The 22,608-nt window shown below is 42.1% G+C and carries 19 protein-coding genes and 1 pseudogene; 18 read left to right on the forward strand and 2 right to left on the reverse strand.

Features of this window, described 5'->3' with window-relative positions:
- The first annotated feature begins 3 nt into the window (after positions 1–3).
- Positions 4–855 (forward strand): alpha/beta fold hydrolase, encoded by an 852-nt coding sequence (locus MFP28_RS04430; protein ID WP_032915845.1) that lies wholly within the window; start codon positions 4–6, stop codon positions 853–855.
- A 100-nt stretch (positions 856–955) separates the two neighbouring features.
- Here MFP28_RS04430 and MFP28_RS04435 read toward each other — a convergent pair.
- Positions 956–2,207, reverse strand: a pseudogene (locus MFP28_RS04435) (ISL3 family transposase).
- 163 nt (positions 2,208–2,370) lie between these two features.
- Positions 2,371–4,566, reverse strand: a complete 2,196-nt coding sequence (locus MFP28_RS04440; RefSeq protein WP_002906178.1) for an LTA synthase family protein — start codon at positions 4,564–4,566, stop codon at positions 2,371–2,373.
- A 250-nt stretch (positions 4,567–4,816) separates the two neighbouring features.
- Here MFP28_RS04440 and MFP28_RS04445 point away from each other — a divergent pair, with 250 nt between their 5' ends.
- The 17 genes from MFP28_RS04445 to MFP28_RS04525 all read left to right on the forward strand — a co-directional run bounded on the left by MFP28_RS04445 (position 4,817) and on the right by MFP28_RS04525 (position 22,608).
- Positions 4,817–5,980, forward strand: a complete 1,164-nt coding sequence (locus MFP28_RS04445) for a class I SAM-dependent rRNA methyltransferase (RefSeq protein ID WP_002906179.1) — start codon at positions 4,817–4,819, stop codon at positions 5,978–5,980.
- Positions 5,977–6,654: a type I 3-dehydroquinate dehydratase gene (gene aroD, locus MFP28_RS04450; protein WP_002906180.1), complete on the forward strand. Its 678-nt coding sequence runs from the start codon at positions 5,977–5,979 to the stop codon at positions 6,652–6,654. Before MFP28_RS04445 ends, aroD begins: the two co-directional genes overlap by 4 nt.
- Positions 6,644–7,498: a shikimate dehydrogenase gene (locus tag MFP28_RS04455; RefSeq protein WP_002906181.1), complete on the forward strand. Its 855-nt coding sequence runs from the start codon at positions 6,644–6,646 to the stop codon at positions 7,496–7,498. Before aroD ends, MFP28_RS04455 begins: the two co-directional genes overlap by 11 nt.
- Positions 7,499–7,508: 10 nt before the next feature.
- Complete coding sequence (aroB, locus tag MFP28_RS04460; protein ID WP_002906183.1) at positions 7,509–8,576, forward strand: 3-dehydroquinate synthase; 1,068 nt, start codon at positions 7,509–7,511, stop codon at positions 8,574–8,576.
- Between the two features lie 91 nt (positions 8,577–8,667).
- Entirely contained in the window at positions 8,668–9,834 is a 1,167-nt protein-coding gene (aroC, locus tag MFP28_RS04465; RefSeq protein WP_002906184.1) for a chorismate synthase, read from the forward strand.
- 15 nt (positions 9,835–9,849) lie between these two features.
- Positions 9,850–10,956, forward strand: coding sequence for a prephenate dehydrogenase (locus MFP28_RS04470; protein WP_002906186.1), 1,107 nt, complete (start codon positions 9,850–9,852; stop codon positions 10,954–10,956).
- Positions 10,957–10,974: 18 nt separating this feature from the next.
- A complete protein-coding gene (locus MFP28_RS04475) occupies positions 10,975–11,313 on the forward strand; it encodes a YlbF/YmcA family competence regulator (protein WP_002906188.1) in 339 nt (112 codons plus the stop codon).
- 132 nt (positions 11,314–11,445) lie between these two features.
- A complete protein-coding gene (aroA, locus tag MFP28_RS04480) occupies positions 11,446–12,729 on the forward strand; it encodes a 3-phosphoshikimate 1-carboxyvinyltransferase (protein ID WP_002906190.1) in 1,284 nt (427 codons plus the stop codon).
- The gene (locus MFP28_RS04485; RefSeq protein WP_002906191.1) at positions 12,722–13,198 is read left to right on the forward strand and encodes a shikimate kinase; all 477 of its coding nucleotides are present in this window, start codon (positions 12,722–12,724) and stop codon (positions 13,196–13,198) included. The genes aroA and MFP28_RS04485 overlap by 8 nt, the downstream gene beginning before the upstream one ends.
- Complete coding sequence (gene pheA, locus MFP28_RS04490) at positions 13,195–14,028, forward strand: prephenate dehydratase (RefSeq protein WP_002906192.1); 834 nt, start codon at positions 13,195–13,197, stop codon at positions 14,026–14,028. Before MFP28_RS04485 ends, pheA begins: the two co-directional genes overlap by 4 nt.
- Before the next feature lie 18 nt (positions 14,029–14,046).
- The gene (locus MFP28_RS04495) at positions 14,047–15,396 is read left to right on the forward strand and encodes an LCP family protein (RefSeq protein WP_002906193.1); all 1,350 of its coding nucleotides are present in this window, start codon (positions 14,047–14,049) and stop codon (positions 15,394–15,396) included.
- Positions 15,397–15,480: 84 nt separating this feature from the next.
- Positions 15,481–16,836, forward strand: a complete 1,356-nt coding sequence (gene rlmD / locus MFP28_RS04500; RefSeq protein WP_080556439.1) for a 23S rRNA (uracil(1939)-C(5))-methyltransferase RlmD — start codon at positions 15,481–15,483, stop codon at positions 16,834–16,836.
- 286 nt (positions 16,837–17,122) lie between these two features.
- Entirely contained in the window at positions 17,123–17,818 is a 696-nt protein-coding gene (locus tag MFP28_RS04505) for a trypsin-like serine peptidase (protein ID WP_002906195.1), read from the forward strand.
- Positions 17,819–17,820: 2 nt separating this feature from the next.
- Positions 17,821–20,382 (forward strand): class III lanthionine synthetase LanKC, encoded by a 2,562-nt coding sequence (gene lanKC, locus MFP28_RS04510; protein WP_427192005.1) that lies wholly within the window; start codon positions 17,821–17,823, stop codon positions 20,380–20,382.
- Between the two features lie 124 nt (positions 20,383–20,506).
- Positions 20,507–20,626 (forward strand): class III lanthipeptide, encoded by a 120-nt coding sequence (locus tag MFP28_RS04515; protein ID WP_216725501.1) that lies wholly within the window; start codon positions 20,507–20,509, stop codon positions 20,624–20,626.
- A 63-nt stretch (positions 20,627–20,689) separates the two neighbouring features.
- Entirely contained in the window at positions 20,690–20,803 is a 114-nt protein-coding gene (locus MFP28_RS04520) for a class III lanthipeptide (RefSeq protein WP_221761899.1), read from the forward strand.
- Positions 20,804–20,886: 83 nt separating this feature from the next.
- Entirely contained in the window at positions 20,887–22,608 is a 1,722-nt protein-coding gene (locus MFP28_RS04525; RefSeq protein ID WP_002906197.1) for an ABC transporter ATP-binding protein, read from the forward strand.

Genomic DNA, 22,608 nt, shown 5'->3' on the forward strand with positions numbered 1-22,608 from the left:
GTTATGACCCATTCTCAAAAAATCGAAACAATGATTCAAAACGGCTCCGACCAACTCTACACCGTTTGCTATCCCAATCCTGACAAGGAAACGATTATCCTGCTGCACGGTGGACCGGGAACGCCTGATGACTTCAAGCTCTTTATCCCTAAGCTCGAAAAAGATTATCAACTGATTGTCTTTCACCAGCGGGGAACGAGGAAATCGCCCTGTCCGAGTGGCGACTACAGCATGGAGGCCTACATTGCAGACATCAACACAATCGCCGACCACTTCAATGTAGATAAATTTCACCTTTTGGGGCATTCCTGGGGTGGATTGTACGCGCAAATCTACGCCAGCAAAATCCCTGAGCGGCTCCTTAGTCTCTTTCTTTCCTCGCCGGGAACAGGCACGGGCAAGCAGTGGAAACAAATGGAAAAGGAAATGATGAATTACAATAAAAATCACTGCACGACTATCGAATGGCTGAAAATGGGAATCTATTCTCTGCTGGGAGGTCTTGGCAGTTCCAAGGCTTCGCAGGCTCTCTATCGTCAGGTTGCTCGCAATTACAATGCCGACTATCCAGCCTTTCGCGATGTGACGTTTAACTTGAGCAATGTTTCAGTCCGGGCAGGCAATCAGACAAGAAAGGAAATTATGGCCTATCCTCTCTTGCCCCGCCTAGAACATCCTGCTTTTCCTATTACCGTGACTTTCGGTGACAATGATATTTTTGGTGCTAGCATGCACTTTGTCATCAGCCGCTATCCCAGCGCTCAGGTGTTCACCATTAAAAACAGCGGCCACTTCCCATTTCTCCACAATCCAGAAGACTACTTTGCTATCTTGCACCAGCATTTTCAACCTTAGCATGAACCTCTAAAGTTTTCTAACTTTAGAGGTTTTCACTTATCTGCAACTTATCCCTCTTTTTCGGGCTCTTTGTCAACTGTAGTGGGTTGATGAAAAGTTATAATCTGGAGAGGACTAAATCAGTCCTCTCCTTTTTGATGTTCAAAGCGATGAGGATTCTAGTTTTAAAATTGTCAAAGTTCCGAAATCCGAAAGCATTGCGCTTGATGACCTTGACGAGGTTGTTAGTAGCTTCTAGTTTTGCGTTTGAGTAGGGCAGTTCCAATGCGTTCAGGATCTTATCCTTGTTTTTCAAGAAGGTCTTAAAAACAGTTTGAAAAATAGGATTTACATAAGAAATGGTCAGCCTGTTTCTCTTGAAAATGAAACAGTAAGAGTTGGTAGAGTTCATAGTGTTCTCTGAGTTCTTGAGAGTAAGAAAGTAGCTTTTTCAGAATTTCTCTATTGGTCAAGTGCATGCGAAAAGTTGGACGGTAAAAGCGTTTATGGCTGAGTTTACGGCTCTCCTGTTGAATGAGTTTCCAGTAGCGTTTCAGTGCCTTATATTCGTGTGATTTTCGATCAAATTGATTCATGATTTGAACACGAACACGACTCATAGCACGGCTGAGATGTTGCACAATGTGAAAGCGATCAAGGACGATTTTAGCGTTTGGGAATAGTTTTCTGGCAATATCGTAGTAGGGACTAAACATGTCCATGGTAATGATTTTGACTTGGTTTCGGACCTGTCTGGAATAGCGCAGAAAGTGATTGCGAATCGTTGCTTGAGTCCGCCCATCTTAAGATAGCTATAATCTTTCTGGAATCGAAATCCTGTGCAATGAAGCTCATCTCTATCTGCCGATTGAAACAGTCACTTCCCTGACTGTTTCCACATCCCAGCTCATGTATTCTGGAAGGCAGTTAAGGTCAGTCTTGAACTTGAATTCTTTCAATTTACGAATGACGGTGGAAGTAGAGACAGCTAAGCTTTCAGCGAAGGCTGTCATAGGGACTTTCTCGATTAGTTTTTGAGCGATTTTCTGCTTGACGATGGTTGCGATTTGGTGCTTCTTCTTGACTAAGGAAGTCTCTGCGACAGCCATTTTCCTACAGACTTTACAGCGGAAACGTCGTTTCTTTAAGTGAATCAGCGTTTTGTATCCCGCACACTCTAGATAGGGAATTTTTGATTCTTTTTGTAAGTCATATTTAGCCATTTGTCCTTGACAGTGAGGGCATTCAGGAGCTAGATAATCTAGCTTAGCGATGATTTCTTTATGTGTACCAGCATCTAGAACATCCAAGATAGTGATATTCTGGTCTTTTATTCCCAGTAAGTTTGTGATAAAATTGAACTGTTCCATAAGAGTCTTTCTAATGATAGTTTCATCGCTTTTCATTATAGGACTTATGGGACTTTTTTTCTACAACAAAAGAGGCTCCATCATTCCTACAGCGGTTTTACCCACTACAGAAATTATAGAGCCTGAAAAGCCTTAAGTCCATTGGACTTAAGGCTCTTGCTATCTATGGATTGGCTGTGGAGCTAGAGCTGGAAGAGCTTGAGTCTTCTTGACTGCTGTCTTCGTCGCTGCTGCTAGTTTGGAACTGCTCTGGATGCAGTGCACGATAGCTTGGCGAATTAAAGAGGTCCACAGTGGAGACATTGCCTCGTTTAGAGTAAAGACTGGTTGATTGGTCACCTTTTTCCTTTTCAATAGCCAACAAGGCCTTCATTGAATTAAGATAAGAGTAATCTTTAGGGTTGACCTTGCCTAAGTCATTCCCCTTGTAGAAACGAATCAAGTCGCCGGTCTGAATAGCGTCACTCATCTTCAGCTGAGTATTGGCGGCATTACGAATCTCATCCAGTTCTTTCTTGATGGTTTCGTCAGGATTGGTAATTTCCTCACCGGTTTGGGTGTAGTAGGTCCGTCCGTTGAAGCTAGTGTATTTTGGAGTGACAAAGTTATTGCTGGATCGGAATGCTGTGATTTGCTGATGCTGAGTTGATAACATATCTTGACCGACCTGAAGGTAGTTTTTAGAGTCAATGCCTAGTAAATGCTCCAATGTTGGCAGCATATCTACTTGACCGGCGTAGGTATCAATTATCTTTCCTTTGTCCATGCCAGGGACTACAACCATGTAAGGCACGCGCTGCATCATGGCATTGTCGTAGTTGGACCAAGTCTCAGAAGTCTTGCCTACAAGAGGGGCCAAGTTAGGATTGCGGGTTTGGGAAATTCCAAAATGGTCTCCATATAGAACGATAATAGAGTTGTCATAGAGGCCAGATTCTTTGAGATAGTCAAATAAGGCCTTGACAGAAGAATCTAGGTAGTTGGCAGTGGCAAAGTAGCCGTTGATGGTTTCATCCTTGGTCTTGGCCAGCGGGAAGCCAATTTCGTCACCAATCAAGCTAGTCGTGTAAGGATAGTGATTGGAAACCGTGATATACTTAGCATAGAAAGGCTGCTGCAGGTGTTCCAGATATTTGATGGAATCTTTCAGCATAATCTTGTCGTTCAAACCATACTGGAAGGAGTTGGTATCGTCCTGCTTAGTAAAGTAAGATGCGTCGAAGAAATAGTTATAACCCCATTGCTTGTAAGCAGTATTACGATTCCAGAAGCTTCCAGTATTTCCATGGAAAACAGCAGAAGTATAGTCGCCGTTTTTGGAAAGAATAAAAGGTGCTGCTTGCTGGGTATTGGTACCACCGTAGTTGACCATGAAGGATCCTTGGTTGAGACCGAAGAGCCCAGTTTCAATCATAGTTTCAGCATCAGAAGTCTTACCAGCCTTGACCTGGTTGAAGACATTAGAGAAAGCCAGAGTCGAATTGGAGTGGTAGAGAGAGTTAAGGAAAGGTGTTACCTCGTACTCTTTCCCATCTGCCTGCAGCTTATAGTCAATCAGGAACTGCTGGAAGCTTTCCAGATGGACATAGATGACATTGCGTCCTTTGGCAATCCCGTAATATTCTGGATTAGGTTCCGCATAATGGGATTGGATATATTCTGTTACTGGTTCCAAGTCTTTTTCAGATGCTTTGGAGCGCTCACGATTGGCGGTATATGTCTGGTTGGCACTGTAACCTAGAAAGGCTGGCAAGCCCAGAGCCCGAACGACATAATAGTTGGAAAATCCACGTGACAAGAGCTCAGGCCGGTCAATTTCAGCCAAGAAAAGGTTGGCTGAGAAAAGCATGGCGGACAAGGAGGTTACAGCAAAGCTGGCGCGTTTATTGAAAGGCCGATCATCCATACGGATGTATTTCTTAAAGAATAAGAAGGCCAAAATCGGGAAATCAATCAGATAAAGAATATCCCAAGGGCGGAAGAGCTCAAGTGCTGCTTCCCCAAGTCCAGCTGAAACGCTGCTAGAAGCCAGCATAGTGTTGACCGTAACAAAGTCACTGAACTCGCGGTAGTAAATGGAATTAGATACCAGCCAAGCAAAGAGGAGCAGATAGATTCCGAAGGCTAGGCTGTAGAATAATTTGGTTCGTTTTACATAAAGTGCTAGACCTAGCAGCAAGAGGCTGATAGGGAAAGGGTTTATAATAGCTAAAAATACTTGATAGGCACCTTGGATATCAAGGTTAAAATCAATCGTGTAGGCCCACATGGTTTTTATCCAATAGAGGACCAGTAAAATCAAGACAAAACCTAGTCTCGTACTCATGAAATTGAGTAAATTCTTGGTTATTTTTTTCACAAAAAGTTACTTCCTTGTCTTATTTCCTAAAAATTTTCTCCTCTAAGTATAACATAATTTCTCCAGTTAAGGAAAATTTGAGCCGTATTTGAGATATTTTAAATCGGCGAAATTGTAATATTCCTATGAAAGCCTTATCCTCTCTATAGAGAGGTTTATAGTCGTTTTGCACTCGTTTGTGAAATCTTTTATTAACTCAAATGTAAAATATGTTTTGAGAATTTTCACAATCTTTGGTATAATATAATTTATGAATAAACTTACTGTTACTCAACAGGCAGAAGAAAAACTGAGAAAGGGCATTCTTTTATTAGATAAAAAGGATTTTGGCGCTCTCTCGCTTCAGAATCAATGTGTGGAGCTACAAAACCGTCAGGGAAAGTTTTTAGGCACAGCCTATCTCTCTCCGCAGAATAAGGGAGTTGGCTGGCTGATTTCCCAGAAGAATGTAGAGCTGAACTCGGATTTTTTTCAAGGTCTCTTTGAGCAGGCTAAGAGCAGACGTTCTGCTTATTTTCATTCGTCTGACACGACAGCCTTTCGACTCTTTAATCAAGAGGGGGATGGCTTCGGTGGCTTCACAGTGGATTTCTACAATGACTTTGCGCTTTTTTCTTGGTACAATGACTTTGTCTTTGCTATAAAGGAGCGGATTCTGACAGCCTTCGCTAAGGTTTTCCCAGAGATTCAGGGAGCTTATGAAAAGATTCGTTTCAAGGGTTTGGACTATGAATCGGCCCATCTCTACGGAGAGGAGGCTCCAGAAACCTTCACAGTCTTGGAGAACGGTGTTCGCTATCAGGTTTTTCTGAATGACGGTCTCATGACCGGTATCTTTCTGGATCAGCACGAGGTGCGTGCCAGTCTGGTAGATGGTCTGGCTGCTGGTAAAAGTTTACTCAATATGTTTTCCTATACAGCTGCTTTTTCAGTAGCAGCAGCCATGGGCGGTGCCAGTCAGACAGTATCAGTTGATTTGGCCAAGCGAAGCCGTGAGCTGTCTGAAGCTCATTTTATGGCCAATGGTCTGACACTGGATCAGCATCGCTTTCAGGTGATGGATGTCTTTGATTATTTTAAATACGCTAAGCGTCACGCTCTAAGCTTTGATGTCATTGTGATAGATCCGCCTAGCTTTGCCAGAAATAAAAAGCGAACATTTTCAGTTGCTAAAGATTATCATCGTTTGGTTGCACAAGCTTTGGAAATCCTGAATCCTAAGGGAATCATGATTTTAAGTACCAATGCAGCCAATCTTTCCAAAAGTAAGTTTAAACAAGAAATTGAAAAAGGCCTTGCCGGCAGAAAGCACCGCTATCTTGCGGAGTATGGCTTGCCAGCAGACTTTGTCTATAATAAAAAAGACGGGAGCAGTAATTACCTCAAGGTATTTACAATAAAGGTGGACCAATGAAATTAGTCGTTTCTGTAATGCCCAAGAGTTTAGAAGAAGCTCAAGAAATTGATGTATCACGCTATGAAGATGCGGATATTATTGAGTGGCGGGCAGATTTTCTGGCCAAGGATGATATTTTAAATGTTGCGCCAGCTATTTTTGAAAAATTTGCCGGACGTGAATTGATTTTCACGCTGCGGACCCGTCAGGAAGGCGGAGAAATCGAACTATCCGATGATGAATACGTAGCTCTCATAAAGGAAGTGGCCGGTTTTTACCAGCCGGATTATATCGACTTTGAATATTTCTCTCACAAGGGGAAATTTGAAGAAATGCTAGAGTTTCCTAATCTGGTGTTAAGCTACCATAATTTCGAAGAAACACCTGAAAATATGATGGAAATTCTGTCTGAGCTGACTTCTCTGACCCCTAAGGTGGTCAAGGTTTCTGTCATGGCTCATAATGAGCAGGATGTGCTGGACTTGATGAACTATACTCGCGGTTTCAAGACTTTGAATCCTGAGCAGGATTTTGTCACCATTTCCATGGGAAAAGTCGGCAAAATTTCACGCATTGCGGCTGACTTGACAGGTTCCAGCTGGTCATTTGCCAGTCAGGATATGGCGTCAGCACCTGGTCAGATTTCTCTGAGCAATATGAAGAAAATCCAGGAGATTTTGAATGAGAATTAATGGCCACACCCGCATGGCTGCTGTGGTTGCCAAGCCAATTAAGCACAGTATTTCTCCTCTTATTCACAATATGGCTTTTGAAAAGACTGGTGTCAATGGTGTTTATCTAGCTTGGGAAGTAGAAGCAAAGGATCTGCAGGCCAGTATAGAAAATATCCGCAGATACGATATGTTTGGTGTCAATCTTTCCATGCCCTACAAGCAGGAAGTGATACCTTATTTGGATGAGCTGGATGTCAGCGCCCGCCTTATCGGAGCAGTCAATACCGTTGTGAATAAAAATGGAATTTTAGTTGGTTATAACACAGATGGCAAGGGATTTTTTAAGAGCTTGCCTTCTTTTGCTATTCGGGGAAAAAAAATGACGATTTTGGGGGCAGGTGGAGCAGCGACAGCGATTATTGCCCAAGCAGCTTTGGACAATGCAGAGGAAATTTTCGTCTTTACTCGGCAAGCTTCCTATGAGAAGACAGTCAGCAAAATGGCAGTTATCAGCCACCAAACCAAGAGTCGTATCCAAGTACTAACCTTGGAGGATGCGGATAGCTTGCAGAATACAATCAACCAATCAGACCTTCTGGTAAATGGGACCAGTCTAGGTATGGATGGCATCAGCATGCCCCTGCCTGAACAGATTGAGTCGCCTAGCCAGATTTTAGTTGCGGATGTTATCTACCAACCTTTTGAAACGCCCTTTCTCAAATGGGCCAGAAATCAAAATGTCACAGCGGTCAATGGACTTGGTATGCTGCTCTATCAGGGAGCAGAAGCCTTTGAGCTTTGGACCGGCAAGACCATGCCCAGTCAGGAAATTTGGCAGTGTTTAGAAGAATTATACAAATAAGGAGGCGCTTATGAAATTGAATGTGAATCTCCCGCATCATCCCTATGATATTCTCATCGAAAAGGGGTCTTTATCTCAGGCTGGAAGTTGGCTGAGTCAGCTTTGGCAGCCTCAAAAGGTAGTTATCGTCACGGACAATCGAGTGGCTCGACTCTATGCGGAAAAGGTCAAGCTGAGCTTGGAAGCGGCTGGATTTGAGACTTTTGTCTTTGACTTTTTGGAGGGTGAAGCCAGCAAGAACTTAAAGACGGTCAACAAAGTCTATGAGTTTTTGGTCAAGGTTGGTCTGACCCGCAGCGATGGTATCGTGGCCTTGGGTGGCGGTGTTGTCGGTGATTTGGCGGGCTTTGTTGCCTCTACCTATATGCGGGGCGTTCATTTTGTGCAGATTCCGACCAGTCTGACAGCTCAAGTGGACTCCTCTATCGGTGGTAAGACAGGTGTCAATACGCCTTGGGCAAAGAATATGGTCGGGACCTTTACCCAGCCTGACGGAGTTCTGATTGACCCAGATGTCTTGCAGACCTTAGGGCAACGTGAATTGATTGAAGGCATGGGCGAGGTGGTCAAGTACGGCTTGATTGAGGATAAGGAACTCTGGAATGAGCTTTCAGAAATGGATGGAAGTCCAGAGTCTATTTTGGAGCATGCAGAGAGCATCATCTACCATTCCTGCGATGTCAAGCGTAAGATTGTGGTCGAGGATGAGCTGGATAATGGCGTCCGCCTCTATCTGAATTTCGGCCATACTATTGGGCACGCTATTGAGGCGACAGCGGGTTATGGAAAAGTCATGCATGGTGAAGCTGTGGCGATTGGCATGGTACAGGTTTCTCGTGTCGCTGAAAAGAAAGGCCTCATGCCAGTTGGAATCACAGAAGACATCATCCGTATGTGTCAGAAGTTTGGCTTGCCGGTGGATTATCAGCCATGGAATGAGAATGCTCTTTATCAGGCCTTAACCCATGATAAGAAGGCTCGAGGCAATTCTATCAAGCTGGTATTGGTGCCCGAGCTGGGTTCGGCAAGTATTCACCAGATTCCGCTGGAAGAGATGAAAGAATTTCTGAAGAAATAAGTGCCAGATGGAGTTTAAGACGATTGGACAGTTTGGATGAAAAAATAGACAGAATGTCCAACTTTTTCCATCTCAGAATAGGAGAAAATGTATGAGATACTTAACTGCAGGAGAATCCCACGGACCACGTCTGACAGCTATTATTGAGGGAGTGCCGGCTGGTCTTCCTTTGACCGCTGACTATATCAATGCTGAGCTCAAGCGACGCCAGGGTGGTTACGGTCGCGGTGCCCGCATGAAGATTGAAAGCGATCAAGTCGAGATTACGTCTGGGGTTCGTCATGGCTTGACCATGGGCGGACCGATTACCCTCAATGTCACGAATCTGGATCACCAGAAGTGGCTGGAGATTATGAGCGCAGCTGATGTGGACCAAAAGAAAAAAGGCTTGCGCAAGATTACCAAACCACGCCCTGGCCATGCTGACTTGGTCGGAGGTATGAAATACCGCTTTGATGATTTGCGAAATTCCCTAGAGCGCTCTTCTGCACGGGAAACGACCATGCGTGTAGCAGTCGGAGCAGTAGCCAAGCGCTTACTGGAAGAAATCGGTGTAGAGGTAGCCAGCCATATCGTAACCTTTGGCGGCATTGATATTGATGTGCCAGATCAGCTCACTGTAGCAGAAATCAAGGAAAGAGCTGCTCAGTCAGAGGTTTCCATTGTCAATCCCGATCGCGAAGAAGAAATCAAGACCTACATTGATCAGATTAAGAAAGACGGGGATACCATCGGTGGTGTCATTGAGACTGTCGTTGGCGGTGTTCCGGTTGGTCTGGGCTCCTATGTCCAATGGGACAAGAAGCTGGACGCCAAGATTGCTCAAGGAGTCGTGTCTATCAATGCTTTCAAGGGAGTTGAGTTTGGCGTGGGCTTTGAAGCCGGTCGTCTCAAGGGCAGTCAAGTCATGGATGAAATCCTCTGGTCTGAGGAAGATGGCTTCACTCGCAGAACCAATAATCTAGGCGGCTTTGAGGGCGGTATGACCAATGGTCAGCCAATCGTGGTTCGCGGTGTTATGAAGCCCATTCCAACCCTTTACAAGCCACTGATGAGCGTGGATATTGAGACCCACGAGCCTTATAAGGCGACAGTAGAACGGAGCGATCCTACTGCTCTGCCTGCAGCGGGTGTTGTCATGGAAAGCGTGGTGGCAACAGTTTTAGCCACTGAAGTTCTGGAGAAGTTCTCTTCGGACAATTTAGAAGAACTAAAGGATGCGGTAGCCCGCCATCGGGAATTTGTCAAGAACTTTTAGAAGAGAGGAGTGGGCATGGAGAGAAAAACTGTCTATATCGCAGGTCTGGGACTGATTGGAGCTTCCTTGGCTCTGGGCATCAAGCGTGACCACCCTGAGTATGAAGTTCTCGGCTACAACCGCGGTGAGGAATCGCGCAGAGTCGCCTTGGAACGTGGAATGGTAGACCGGGTAACGGATGATTTTGCCGCCTTTGCTCCATTGGCTGATGTGATTATTCTAGCTGTGCCCATTAAGCAGACCATAGCATTTATCAAGGATATAGCAGAGCTGAGCCTGAAGGAAAATGTTATCATCTCAGATGCTGGATCAACCAAGGCTGAGATTGTGGCAGCAGCAGAAAAGTATCTGCAGAATAAGCCCGTCCGTTTTGTTGGTGCTCACCCTATGGCCGGAAGTCACAAGACCGGAGCCAAGGCTGCCCATGTCACTCTCTTTGAAAATGCCTATTATATCTTTACGCCCTCTAGCCTAACCAAGTCAGGTACTCTTGAGGAAATGAGAGACTTGCTGAGTGGTCTTCATGCCCGCTTTATCCAAGTGGACGCAGCCGAGCACGACCGAGTGACCAGTCAAATCAGCCATTTTCCGCATATCCTAGCCTCCAGTCTTATGGAGCAAGCGGCAGCTTATAGCCAAGAGCATGAGCTGACCCAGTCTTTTGCAGCTGGCGGTTTTCGAGATATGACGCGGATTGCAGAGAGTGAGCCTGGTATGTGGACCTCTATTCTCTTGACCAATCCTCAAGCTATCTTGGATCGGCTGGAAGATTTTAAAGACCAGTTAGACAAGGTTGCCGCAGCGATTGAGGCTAAGGACGAGACAGCTATCTGGGAATTTTTCGACCGAGGACGGCAGAGCCGCAAGCAGATGGAAATTCATAAGCGGGCCGGTGTGGACAGCTTTTATGACCTCTTTATTGAAGTGCCTGACGAAGAAGATGCGATTTTGGGCATTCTGGAGCTTCTGCGCGGAATTTCAGTTGTCAATATTCGTATCAACGAGGAAAACCGAGAAGATATAAATGGTATTCTGCAAATCACCTTTAAAAATCACCAAGATTTGGAAAAATCTGCTAAAATAGTAAGAGAAAATACGGATTACCTAGTGTCCGAAGACTAATATAGATTGGAGAACTCTATGTCAAATATTTATGATTTAGCCAATGAACTGAGCAGAAATCTGCGTGAATTGCCTGAGTACCAAGCAGTCGCAGAAAGCAAGAAAGCAGTAGATGCTGATAGCGAAGCGAAGGCTATTTTTGCGGATTATCTGACTTTCCAGCAGGAGTTGCAACAGCTGGCTCATACTGGTCAGGTACCGACTCAGGAGGTACAGGACAAGATGACTTCCTTTGGTGAGAAGATTCAGGGCAATGCTGTTCTTTCTGAATTCTTCAATAAGCAGCAGCAATTGTCCATCTATCTAGCGGACATTGAGCGTATCATCTTTGATCCGGTGCAGGATTTGCTTAAGTAAGCTAATAAAAAAGAGGAATCTGGGCTGAATACCTGGATTCTTTTTGCTTCAGCTAGGATTCCAGAAATTTTAAGAATTTCTGGTCTTTTTATGATAAAATAAGAAGCAACAAAGGAAAGTACGAGGTCACCTATGAAATTATCAACCAATGTAAGAGGCCTGAAAGGGCGTATCCGCGTACCTGGAGATAAGTCTATCAGTCACCGTTCCATTATTTTTGGCAGTTTGGCCAAGGGGGTCACTACTGTTCGCGACATTCTGCGAGGAGAAGATGTGCTGTCTACCATGCAGGTTTTTCGTGACTTAGGCGTGCAGATTGAGGACGATGGAAATCTAGTCAAGATACATGGTGTAGGATTTGAAGGTCTGCAAGCACCGAAAAATAAGCTGGATATGGGCAATTCTGGAACGTCTATCCGTTTGATTTCTGGTGTTTTGGCTGGTCAGGATTTCGAAGCGGAGATGTTTGGTGACGACAGTCTATCCAAGCGCCCTATGGATCGGGTGACCATCCCTCTGCGGCAGATGGGAGTCGAGATTGCTGGTCGGACTGAGCGTGATTTACCACCGCTCAAGATGAAGGGCAGTAGGGAACTGAAGTCTATTCATTATCAGCTGCCAGTGGCTTCTGCTCAGGTTAAGTCGGCCTTGATTTTTGCTGCCCTGCAGGCTCAGGGAGAGTCGATTATTATAGAAAAGGAAATCACTCGTAATCATACAGAAGATATGATTGCCCAATTTGGTGGGCAGATTGAAGTCAAGGGGAAGGAAATTCGCATTCAGGGCAGTCAGGAATTCACTGCCCAAGAAGTGACGGTCCCAGGAGACATTTCCAGCGCGGCTTTCTGGCTGGTGGCTGGATTGATTGTACCGGACTCTAAGATTGTCTTAGAGAATGTCGGCATCAATGAAACTCGTACAGGGATTCTAGAAGTGATAGAGGCCATGGGCGGACAGATGACGCTGTCAGATGTTGATCCAGTAGCCAAGTCTGCAACCATTACCGTTGAGACTTCTGAGCTTAAGGGCACTGAGATTGGCGGCGAGATTATCCCGCGCTTGATCGATGAGCTGCCGATTATTGCTCTTCTTGCGACGCAGGCTCAGGGACGGACTGTCATTCGTGATGCAGAGGAGCTCAAAGTCAAGGAAACCGACCGGATCCAGGTAGTAGCAGACGCTCTCAATAGCATGGGCGCAGCTATTACCCCGACGGAAGACGGCATGATTATCGAAGGGAAAACACCTTTACACGGCGCACAGGTCAACACCTTGGGTGACCATCGCATTGGGATGATGACGGCAATTGCTGCTTTGTTGGCTCAAAGTGGTCAGGTAGAACTTGAGCGGTCTGAAGCCATTAAGACCAGCTATCCAAGCTTCTTCAACGACTTGGAGGGCTTGATGCATGGCTAGGATATTGCTAGGCTTTATGGGAGCCGGAAAATCCACAGTGGCCCGAGGCTTAGCCCAAGACTTTGTCGATATGGATGAACTGCTCTGCCAGCGGCTGGGCATGTCAATCAAGGACTATTTTGACCAGCATGGTGAAGCGGCCTTTCGGGCTGCTGAAGTCCAGCTCTTGGCTGAGTTGATTGATACGGACTTGGTGGTCTCAACTGGCGGCGGTGTGGTGGTCAGCCCTGAAAATCGCAGACTGCTGGCTCAGAATGCTGACAATATCTACCTGAAAGCAGATTTTGAAACGCTCTACCAGCGAATTCAGCAGGATGCTGAGCAAGAGCGGCCTCTGTTCTTAAACCAGAGCAAATCAGACTTGCAGCAGATTTTTGAGCAGCGTCAGGCCTGGTATGAGGAAGTAGCGACCCAGATTGTTGATACGAGGCTCAAAAGCCCGCAGGAAATTATTGAGGAAATTCAATGAAAATAGCATTTTTAGGTCCTAGAGGCTCCTTTTCTCACCATGTAGCCCAGGCTGCTTTTCCCAGCCAGGACTTGGTGCCCTATCAGAATATCACCGAGGTCATGAAGGCTTATGAGGCTAGGGAAGTGGATTACTCGGTTGTTCCGGTGGAAAATTCCATTGAGGGCAGTGTCCATGAGACGTTGGACTATCTCTTTCATCAAGCAGATATTCAGGCGGTGGCTGAGATTGTACAGCCCATCAAGCAGCAGCTCTTGGTGACCGATTTGGAGAAGCCGATCAAGAAGATATTTTCTCATCCGCAGGCTATTGCCCAAGGAAAGAAATACATCCGCCAGCATTATCCGCAGGCTGCCATTGAGGTGACAGCTAGTACGGCCTATGCAGCTCGTTTTGTGGCAGAACATCCTGAAAAGAATTTTGCGGCTATTGCCCCGCGCACGGCTGCAGCAGAATACGGGCTTAAAGTAGCAGCCAGCGACATTCAGGAAATGGAAGAAAATTATACCCGCTTCTGGATTCTAGGTCATGAGGTGCCTGAGCTTGAACTGGTCAAGGTAGGAGACAAGCAGACACTGGCTTTGACCCTGCCGGACAATTTGCCTGGTGCCCTCTATAAGGCTTTGTCGACCTTTGCTTGGCGTGGGATTGACCTGACCAAGATTGAGAGCCGGCCTCTAAAAACGGCTTTGGGAGAGTATTTCTTCATTATTGACATTGACAACGAACAGAAAAAATTGGCGGATTTTGCCTATCAAGAGTTGACAAGTCTTGGAATTACTTATAAAATTTTTGGTAGCTACAGTGTGTTTCTGATTCAGGACAAGTAGCAGTAGATTGGAGAAGAGATGAAGAAACCAGAAAATCTTAGCCATCATGAACAGCTCCGCTTAGATTATCTCTATAAAAATTATTATTATCTAAACGCTAAAGAAAAGAAAGAATTTGACTATCTGCGTCAGAAGTCCAAGGGGATTGGCGGTTCAGCCAGTGCGCCTGACCATGAAGAGCAGCCGCATACAGTTAGCGACGCCTATGAGCAAGAGCCAGTGGAAATGGATTCTTCTGGCCTCTTGCCCAAGTACCCTGAGCGTTCTTCTCGCAGCAGAAAGCAAAAGAAAGCGTCGGAAGCTCTGGCAGGAGCTGGTCTGGGACAAGATAAGCCTAAGAAACCCCGCAAAAAAATCCGCTTGAAACGGATTCTGCTCTGGGCAGGGATTTTCCTGCTTATGGTCTTGGGGGGCATGATTTTCATGTTTATCAAAGGCTTGACGACAGCTCATACTGGCAATTCTAAACCAGCAGAAACGGAATTCTTTGACGGCAAGGATACTAAGGACGGAGTGAATATCCTCATTCTTGGGACGGATGGCCGGGTTGGTGACGACTCGACTGAGACGCGGACTGACTCCATTATGGTCTTGAACGTTGGGAATAAGGACCACAAGGTGAAATTGGTCAGCTTTATGCGTGATACTCTTATTCACATTGACGGCGTCAGCAATGAGTACACGGACCCGTCGCAGGCCGATTACTATGACCAAAAGCTCAATTCTGCCTATACGATTGGGGAGCAAAACCACAACCGCGGTGCAGACTATGTCCGCCAGATGCTCAAGGACAATTTCGATTTGGACATCAAATATTATGCACTGGTGGATTTCCAGACCTTTGCGACAGCTATTGACACCCTTTTCCCAAATGGCGTCAGCATGAATGCCCAGTTCTCAACCATTGATGGGGAAAGGGTGACTGAAGTTGAAGTACCAGATGACCTGAATATGAAAGACGGTGTGGTACCCAATCAAACAATCAAGGTAGGTCAGCAGCAGATGGACGGTCGGACCTTGCTCAACTACGCTCGCTTCCGTAAGGATGACGAAGGTGACTTTGGCCGGACCCGCCGCCAGCAGGAAGTTTTGACAGCTGTTTTCCAGCAGGTCAAAGATCCGACTAAGCTCTTTACTGGGTCAGAGGCTCTTGGTAAGGTCTTTGCCTTGACTTCGACCAATGTGACTTACAGCTTCCTTTTGACTAATGGTCTCTCTATGGCAGGAGATTCCCGCAATGGGGTTGAGCGCCTGACGATTCCGGAAAATGGCGACTGGGTTGATACCTATGACATGTACGGTGGCCAAGGGCTCTTGATTGACTTTGAAGCCTATAAAGAAAGACTGCAGCAAATGGGTCTCAGATAAGATATATGATATAATGAAAGGTAGGACGATGTCCTGCCTTTTCTTTTGGGAAGAGGCAGAGCGATAAAGCAGAAAGAGAAAAATATGTTAAAAAAGAATGATATGATTGAAGTTGAAATTGTGGATCTGAGCCATGAGGGAGCAGGGGTGGCCAAGGCAGAAGGCCTGGTTTTCTTTGTGGAAAATGCCCTGCCGGGTGAACTCATCCGCATGCGTGTGCTCAAGGTCAACAAAAAAATTGGCTTTGGCAAGGTGGAGGAATTTTTCCGTACTTCAGATCAGCGCAATGAAAATCTTGATATGGCCTATCTGCGTACGGGGATTGCCGACTTGGGGCATCTGAACTATCCAGCCCAGTTAGACTTCAAACGCAAGCAGGTCAAGGACAGTCTCTATAAGATTGCTGGTTTGTCTGATGTAGAGGTGCCGCCGACACTTGGTATGGAGCAGCCGTTGGGCTACCGTAATAAGGCTCAAGTGCCTGTCCGCCGTGTCAATGGCCAGCTGGAAACAGGATTTTTCCGGAAAAATTCCCATGACCTCCTGCCGATTGAAGATTTTTATATTCAGGATCCAGTCATTGACCAAGTTATCCTCTTTACACGCGACTTACTGCGTCGCTTTGACCTCAAACCTTACGACGAGCAAGAAAAGACTGGACTCATTCGCAATCTAGTTGTTCGCCGTGGGCATTATTCAGGGGAAATCATGGTAATCCTGGTCACAACCCGTCCCAAGATTTTCCGAGTAGAGCAGCTGATTGACCGCTTGACAGAAGCCTTCCCTGCTATCAAGACCATCATACAGAATATCAATGACCAGAATACCAATGCTATTTTCGGGAAAGAATGGCGGGTTCTCTATGGTCAAGATTATATTATGGACCAAATGTTGGGTAACAACTTCCAAATCTCTGGACCAGCCTTTTACCAGGTCAATACTCAAATGGCAGAGAAGCTCTATCAAACAGCTATTGACTTTGCGGACTTAAGAGAAGATGATGTGGTGATTGATGCCTACTCAGGAATCGGAACTATTGGCTTATCAGTTGCCAAGCATGTCAAGGAAGTTTATGGAGTAGAAGTCATCCCAGAAGCAGTAGAAAATAGCCAGAAGAATGCTACCTTAAATGGCATTACCAATGCTCACTATGTCTGTGACACAGCTGAAAATGCCATGAAGACTTGGCTCAAGGAAGGAATTCAGCCAACCGCTATCCTTGTCGACCCACCCCGCAAGGGCCTGACAGAGAGCTTCATCAAAGCAAGTGCCCAAACAGGAGCTGACCGCATTGCCTATATCTCCTGTAATGTTGCGACCATGGCGCGTGATATCAAACTCTACCAAGAGTTGGGCTATGAATTGAAGAAAGTCCAGCCGGTGGACTTATTTCCGCAAACGCATCACGTCGAGTGTGTAGCTTTGCTGGTGAAAGCGTAAGAATCTTTTAGCGAAAGGCTTTACGAAGTCACTGGAAACAGTGGCTTTTTGGTATTAGTAGGGATGTATTAAAAAAGCCACTTATATTCGAATAGTAAGAATAATTTTACGACTATACTTTTTGGGAAAAATTTATTACTATAGACTGATGATAGGAATAAATAGTATTTTATAATCAAATAATGATTAGTTATTATTATATTTTAACTTGCTTTATAAAAAATTGAACTATTCTTAAAAAAGTGTTATAATCCAATTAAGTAAGCGGTTTCTTTTGGAGGAAGCTATGGTTGATAAATTAGAAAATCGTATTGGTATTCTTTCTTATGAAGGGGACGGAAAAGGGAGACAGAAAGGCTCGGGGTGTATTTTTTACTATAAAAACAAATGGATTGTAGCAACAGCTGCACACTGCGTTTATAATATAAATGATGATGTATTTTATAAGGATTTCAAATTTACTATCCCAAGCAGTAAAATAACTTATACACTTGGAGATGTTTTTTTACATAAATATTGGTCGGAATTATATGCGCCAGAGTATGATATTGCTTTTTTTACTATAGATTGCGATGATAATTGCCTAAAATTTGATAAATCCTATCTAACACCGTATTTCAATATTCCAATTAATGAAAGTTTTATAATTGCTGGTTTTCCAGGAAAGATAATATTTGCGAATAAGTTGTATATAAAAAAAAATAATATAGGAATAGCAGATCGTTTATATTTTTCAAACTTAATAGGAATTAAAACTTGTAAAAAAGAAGGTATGTCAGGAGGTCCTTTGTTATGCCAAAGTAAAAATAGATTTAACATTGTTGGGACAGTTAGTCTGTCTTTTGTGTCTGAAAAGGGTGTTTTATGGTGTGCGCCTTGGAATGAAGACTTCAAGCTTATACTTGACTATCTTGTGAAAGAGCAAGAAGAGAGGCCTAGCTTTATTGAAACTCACAGTTGGAGAACATATGATGGAGGATAGCTATGGATTTACGATATGAAATGTATTTAACGCCAAATTGTAAATTTTATAAGCGCTCGGGGGAAGCTAATAAAAAGAAAACAAAGCTTTATGTAAAGGATTTGCCGGAAGGATGGTACTCAAAAATTGATAAAGAAAAACATTGGCATTATTGTGGACCAATTGGTATTCCTATACCCCCACAGGGATGGAAGATTCATATCAGCTCCACACTCGAAAACACTCAAAAGACATTGGACATTGTATCAAAACTTCTTATTTCTAGGAATACTCATTTTAAATTTGTTATGAGTACATGGGATTTGTTTGTAAAAAACTCGAAATATGGGGATAGAAGCGCTTCAGGAAAATTCATTACGATATATCCAGCCACAATTTATTTATTTTTTACTTTACTGGATGAGCTAAATGAAGTACTTTCTGGTTTAGAATTGGGAGCATATATATTAAACGATAATCGATGGTTTTTTGGAAATGTCTATTTTAGATATGGCGGATTTTTAGAAATGCGTACTAGAGATGGACAATCTGGTATAATTGATGAATATGGAGAAATTATACCGGATCAAAGAATACCCGGTTATGTTGTTCCATCATTTGTAGAAATTCCTGAAAAAATAAAATTAATGGAGGCAGAAAAAGAAAGAGAATCCTTAGATGCGAGTAATTTAGATGATTATAATATATTTGAAGCTATTCATTTTAGTAACGGAGGAGGAGTTTACAAAGCAACAGTCATGTCTTCTGGAGAAGAAGTGATTATCAAGGAAGGAAGACCAGAATCAGGTTTAGACAGTACAGGAAAAGATGGATTTAAAAGATTATCGATTGAATTTAGTGCCTTATCCAAGTTGTTAGACATTGATGAAGTGGTGAATGTTTATGATTTTTTTAAAGCATGGGAAAATGTCTATTTGATTGAAGAGGTAATTAATGGGATCCCACTTCAGTCTTGGATTGCCCAGAATTATCCATTTAATGGCTCAAAAAATAAAAGGAAAGATTATTTTTATAAGGTATTGGATATCGCTGAGAACATAAAAGCAGCACTGCAAAAAATACACAACAAACGTATTGGAATAGGAGATCTGTCTCCTTCTAATATATTAATTAATAACGAGACACTAGAAATTAAGGTTATTGATTTTGAAACTGCAGGACCAATTGATGAAGAATATGCCCCCAGTTTAGCTACTCCAGGATTTATTTCTAAGCATTCCAAAACACGAAAACAATCAGACTGGTTCAGCTTTTATCGAATGGTTTATTCTATGCTAGTACCTATAGCCCCGATACAGGATATTGATATCAAAAATGAAAGAAAAATAGATGAATGGATTTTAATAACGTTTGGCAAGGAAGCATACGATTATGTTGTGAACTTAAAGGCAGAGCTACCATTGACAAAACGAATGTATTATTCAAATGCTGAAGATAGTTTTCAGGAATATGATTTGCAAACATTAATTTCAAAAGTTAGAGCAGGAATAATGTCTCATATAAAGCCTCAGAAGAAACAATTAATACCAGGAGATATAAGGCAATACGAATATTCAGGAGGGCTGTATAATGTTTTAACTGGTGGGTTCGGAGTAATAATGTCATTAATAAGAACTGGAGAGATTCCTATAACAGTTAAAGAGTGGGCTATAAAATATTCTGAAGATAAGTATTTATCTGAAGTAGATTGTGGTCTATTTTCAGGTAAGGCAGGCATAGCTTGTGTGTTGTTTGAGATCGGAGAAACTCAACGTTCAATGAGAATTATTGACTCTATAAATATTTCAGAAGATGAAACAGATATAACATTAATGACGGGACTGTCAGGAATTGGGCTTGCTTACTTATCGTTTTATATTGCTTTACATGATGCTTCTTTTTTGGAAAAAGCTACCAACATAGCTAATAGAATTAAAAAGATCTTTGATAGTGATATTGACATCTATTCAAAGGATCCAGATTTCTTTCCAAAGGGATTGTTTGACGGTTGGAGTGGAGCAACTCTATTTTATAATGCTTTATATAGAGTAACAAGAAATAATAAATGGCTCAACCATGCGGAATTAATGCTAAATAAGGAATTGGAGAGCTGCATATTGGATGATAATGGCATCCTACATGTAGAAGACGAACAGAGATTACTACCTTATCTTGCAGGTGGAGGAGTAGGAGTTGCAATTGCTCTACTTTGTCTTGAAAAGCAGACTGGTGATACTTCTTATTTAGAAAAATTTAAACAAATTATTCCACTGTCCGAGACTCTTTGTTGCTATAATAGTGGGTTGTTTAGAGGTTTTGCAGGCTTTTTGCTTTTTATTTCCCTTATTGAGCAGGAATATGATATAATAGATAGAGAGAAAACGCTAACATCTCTTAGGACACTCCAAATGTATGCAATAGATATAGATAAAGAATTGATGTTTCCAGGGGATTATGGTTATAAATTGTCTGGAGACTTATTTTCAGGTTCATCAGGTGTGCTTCTTGCTTTAGAGACCTTAGGTGGGAAGAGTTGGAAAAATTTGTTCCCACTCATTCCTGAAACCTTAGATCAATTGCTATAATAGGTTTTGTCTAATTTTAGGGAGGTATTATATTTATATAATATAGGGTATTTTTATGGAAATCAATGCTTTTATAATAGATAAAATTAGAGTAGTTTAACCATAATTAAAAAGGAGAACAGATATGAAAAATATTCTATCTTTACAACAACTCAAAGTAAAAGAAAATACAAAGTTGATGGCTAAATCATCAAGAAGCACAAACTGCAAAAACAGTAGCCATGCTAGTTGGTTTATTTGTTAGGTAGTTTCCTAGTGTAGTGGGTTTACTTCTCATTTTCAATCTTCTTATAAATAGGAGGAAGCAATGAAGAAAATATTATCCTTACAGCAATTAAAAAAAACAAGTGGTACTAGATCAAAATCTAGTATGAGTCTAAATTGTCGTATGAGTAGCAACAATAGTTGGTTTTTCTGCTAAAATTCTTCTGTAAAAGTTTACCTATTAATACCCTAACTAGCCTTGAAGTCTTTCAAGGCTAGTTGTATAGAAAGAGTAATAGAATGAAAAGAAAGAATAATTTATACATATTATTTTTAAAGGAGTATATTCCAAATAGACTATATCTTATTTTTTTGAGTTTTCTAATACTTTCTGGCACCCTTGTCTCCCTTAGCATTCCAATTTTTATCATGAAATTAATTGATAATATGAAAAATGGACTTTACCTCATTGACATACTGTTGATTATAGTACTTTTTCTGGTTCAATTATTCTTTACTGCGCTTTCATTTTATTTTGTAAATAAAACATCAGAAAATATCGTAAAGGACATTCGTATAAAGATATGGTCTCATATTTTAAAACTACCTGTAGCGTATTTTGATAAAAATCGTTCGGGTGCGGTTGTAACAAATATCATCCACGATACAGGCGAAATATTAGAATTTTTAAATACTCAAATTAGTTCCTTTTTTACAAATATTGTTTCTATCGTAGGTTCAATAATAATTCTTGTTACAATAGATTGGAAATTAGCTATGCTATTGGGAATTGCAGTACCAATGGCTGTATTGATTACTGGATATTTTGGGAATCAAGAATATAAAATATCTATAGAATATCGAAAAGATATTTCAAATTTACAAAATGATCTAAGCTCAACGCTTTCAAAAATTAGACTAGTTAAGGCGACTACATCTGAGAGTGAGGAGTTAAAAAAAGAAAGTGCTTTGTTCAATTCTTTGTATAATACTGGTGTTAAAGAAGGAAAAATACTAGGCGTTCTTTCTCCTATATCGTCTATGGTGGTAATGGTTCTTTTAGTCATCACATTTGGTTATGGAACGTATAGGTTATCAAATGGTACACTTTCAAATGGAGCTTTAGTTGCAAGCATAGTATACCTATTTCAATTGGCTGATCCATTTTCACAATTAATTTCTTTCTTCGCTAACTATCAAAAATTTAAAGCTTCTGTTCAAAAGATACAAGACGTACTTTCAGAACCTATTGAGAAAAATATGATATCTGAGGATGTAGAAAGAAATATTACAGATAAGAAGGGATTGTTTTTAGAAAATATTGAGTTTTCATATAATAATGATGAAATTATATTTACAAATATTAATTATGAATTTCCGCTATATAAAACTACTGCTATTATTGGAGTAAGTGGTGCTGGAAAAACAACAATTTTTTCGCTAATTGAAAGATTTTATCTTCCTACAAACGGTAGGATATTCTTTGACAAAAAAGATATTGCTAGTATTCCTTTAAAAGCGTGGAGGACTAGAATTGCTTTCCTTTCACAAGATACGGAGTTATCATATGGTTCATTACTAGAAAATATAACTTATGGCGTAAGTCATTATTCGATGGATAGATTAAATGAATTGGTGGAACAATTTAACTTGAAATCTTTTGTGAATAGCTTGGATCAAGGATATGAAACTATAATTGGAGAGAAAGGAGTAACATTATCAGGTGGACAAAGGCAACGTATCGCTTTAATTAGAGCGATTTTACAGGATGCTGATATCTATTTACTTGATGAACCTACATCTGCTTTGGATACTCATACAGAAAAGCTTGTTCAAATTGCTTTAGAAAGGTATTTGAAAGGAAAGACAGTTCTGATAATTGCTCATAGATTGAAGACAATTATTTCTGCTGATGAAATCGTTATATTAAATAATAAAACAATAGAGTATAATGGAACGCATAATGATTTAAAAGAATCCTGTGAGCTGTATAATCGATTACTGGAAGATAGTGTACATTAG

Source organism: Streptococcus sanguinis (genome assembly GCF_050234405.1).
GTDB lineage: Bacteria > Bacillota > Bacilli > Lactobacillales > Streptococcaceae > Streptococcus > Streptococcus sanguinis_W.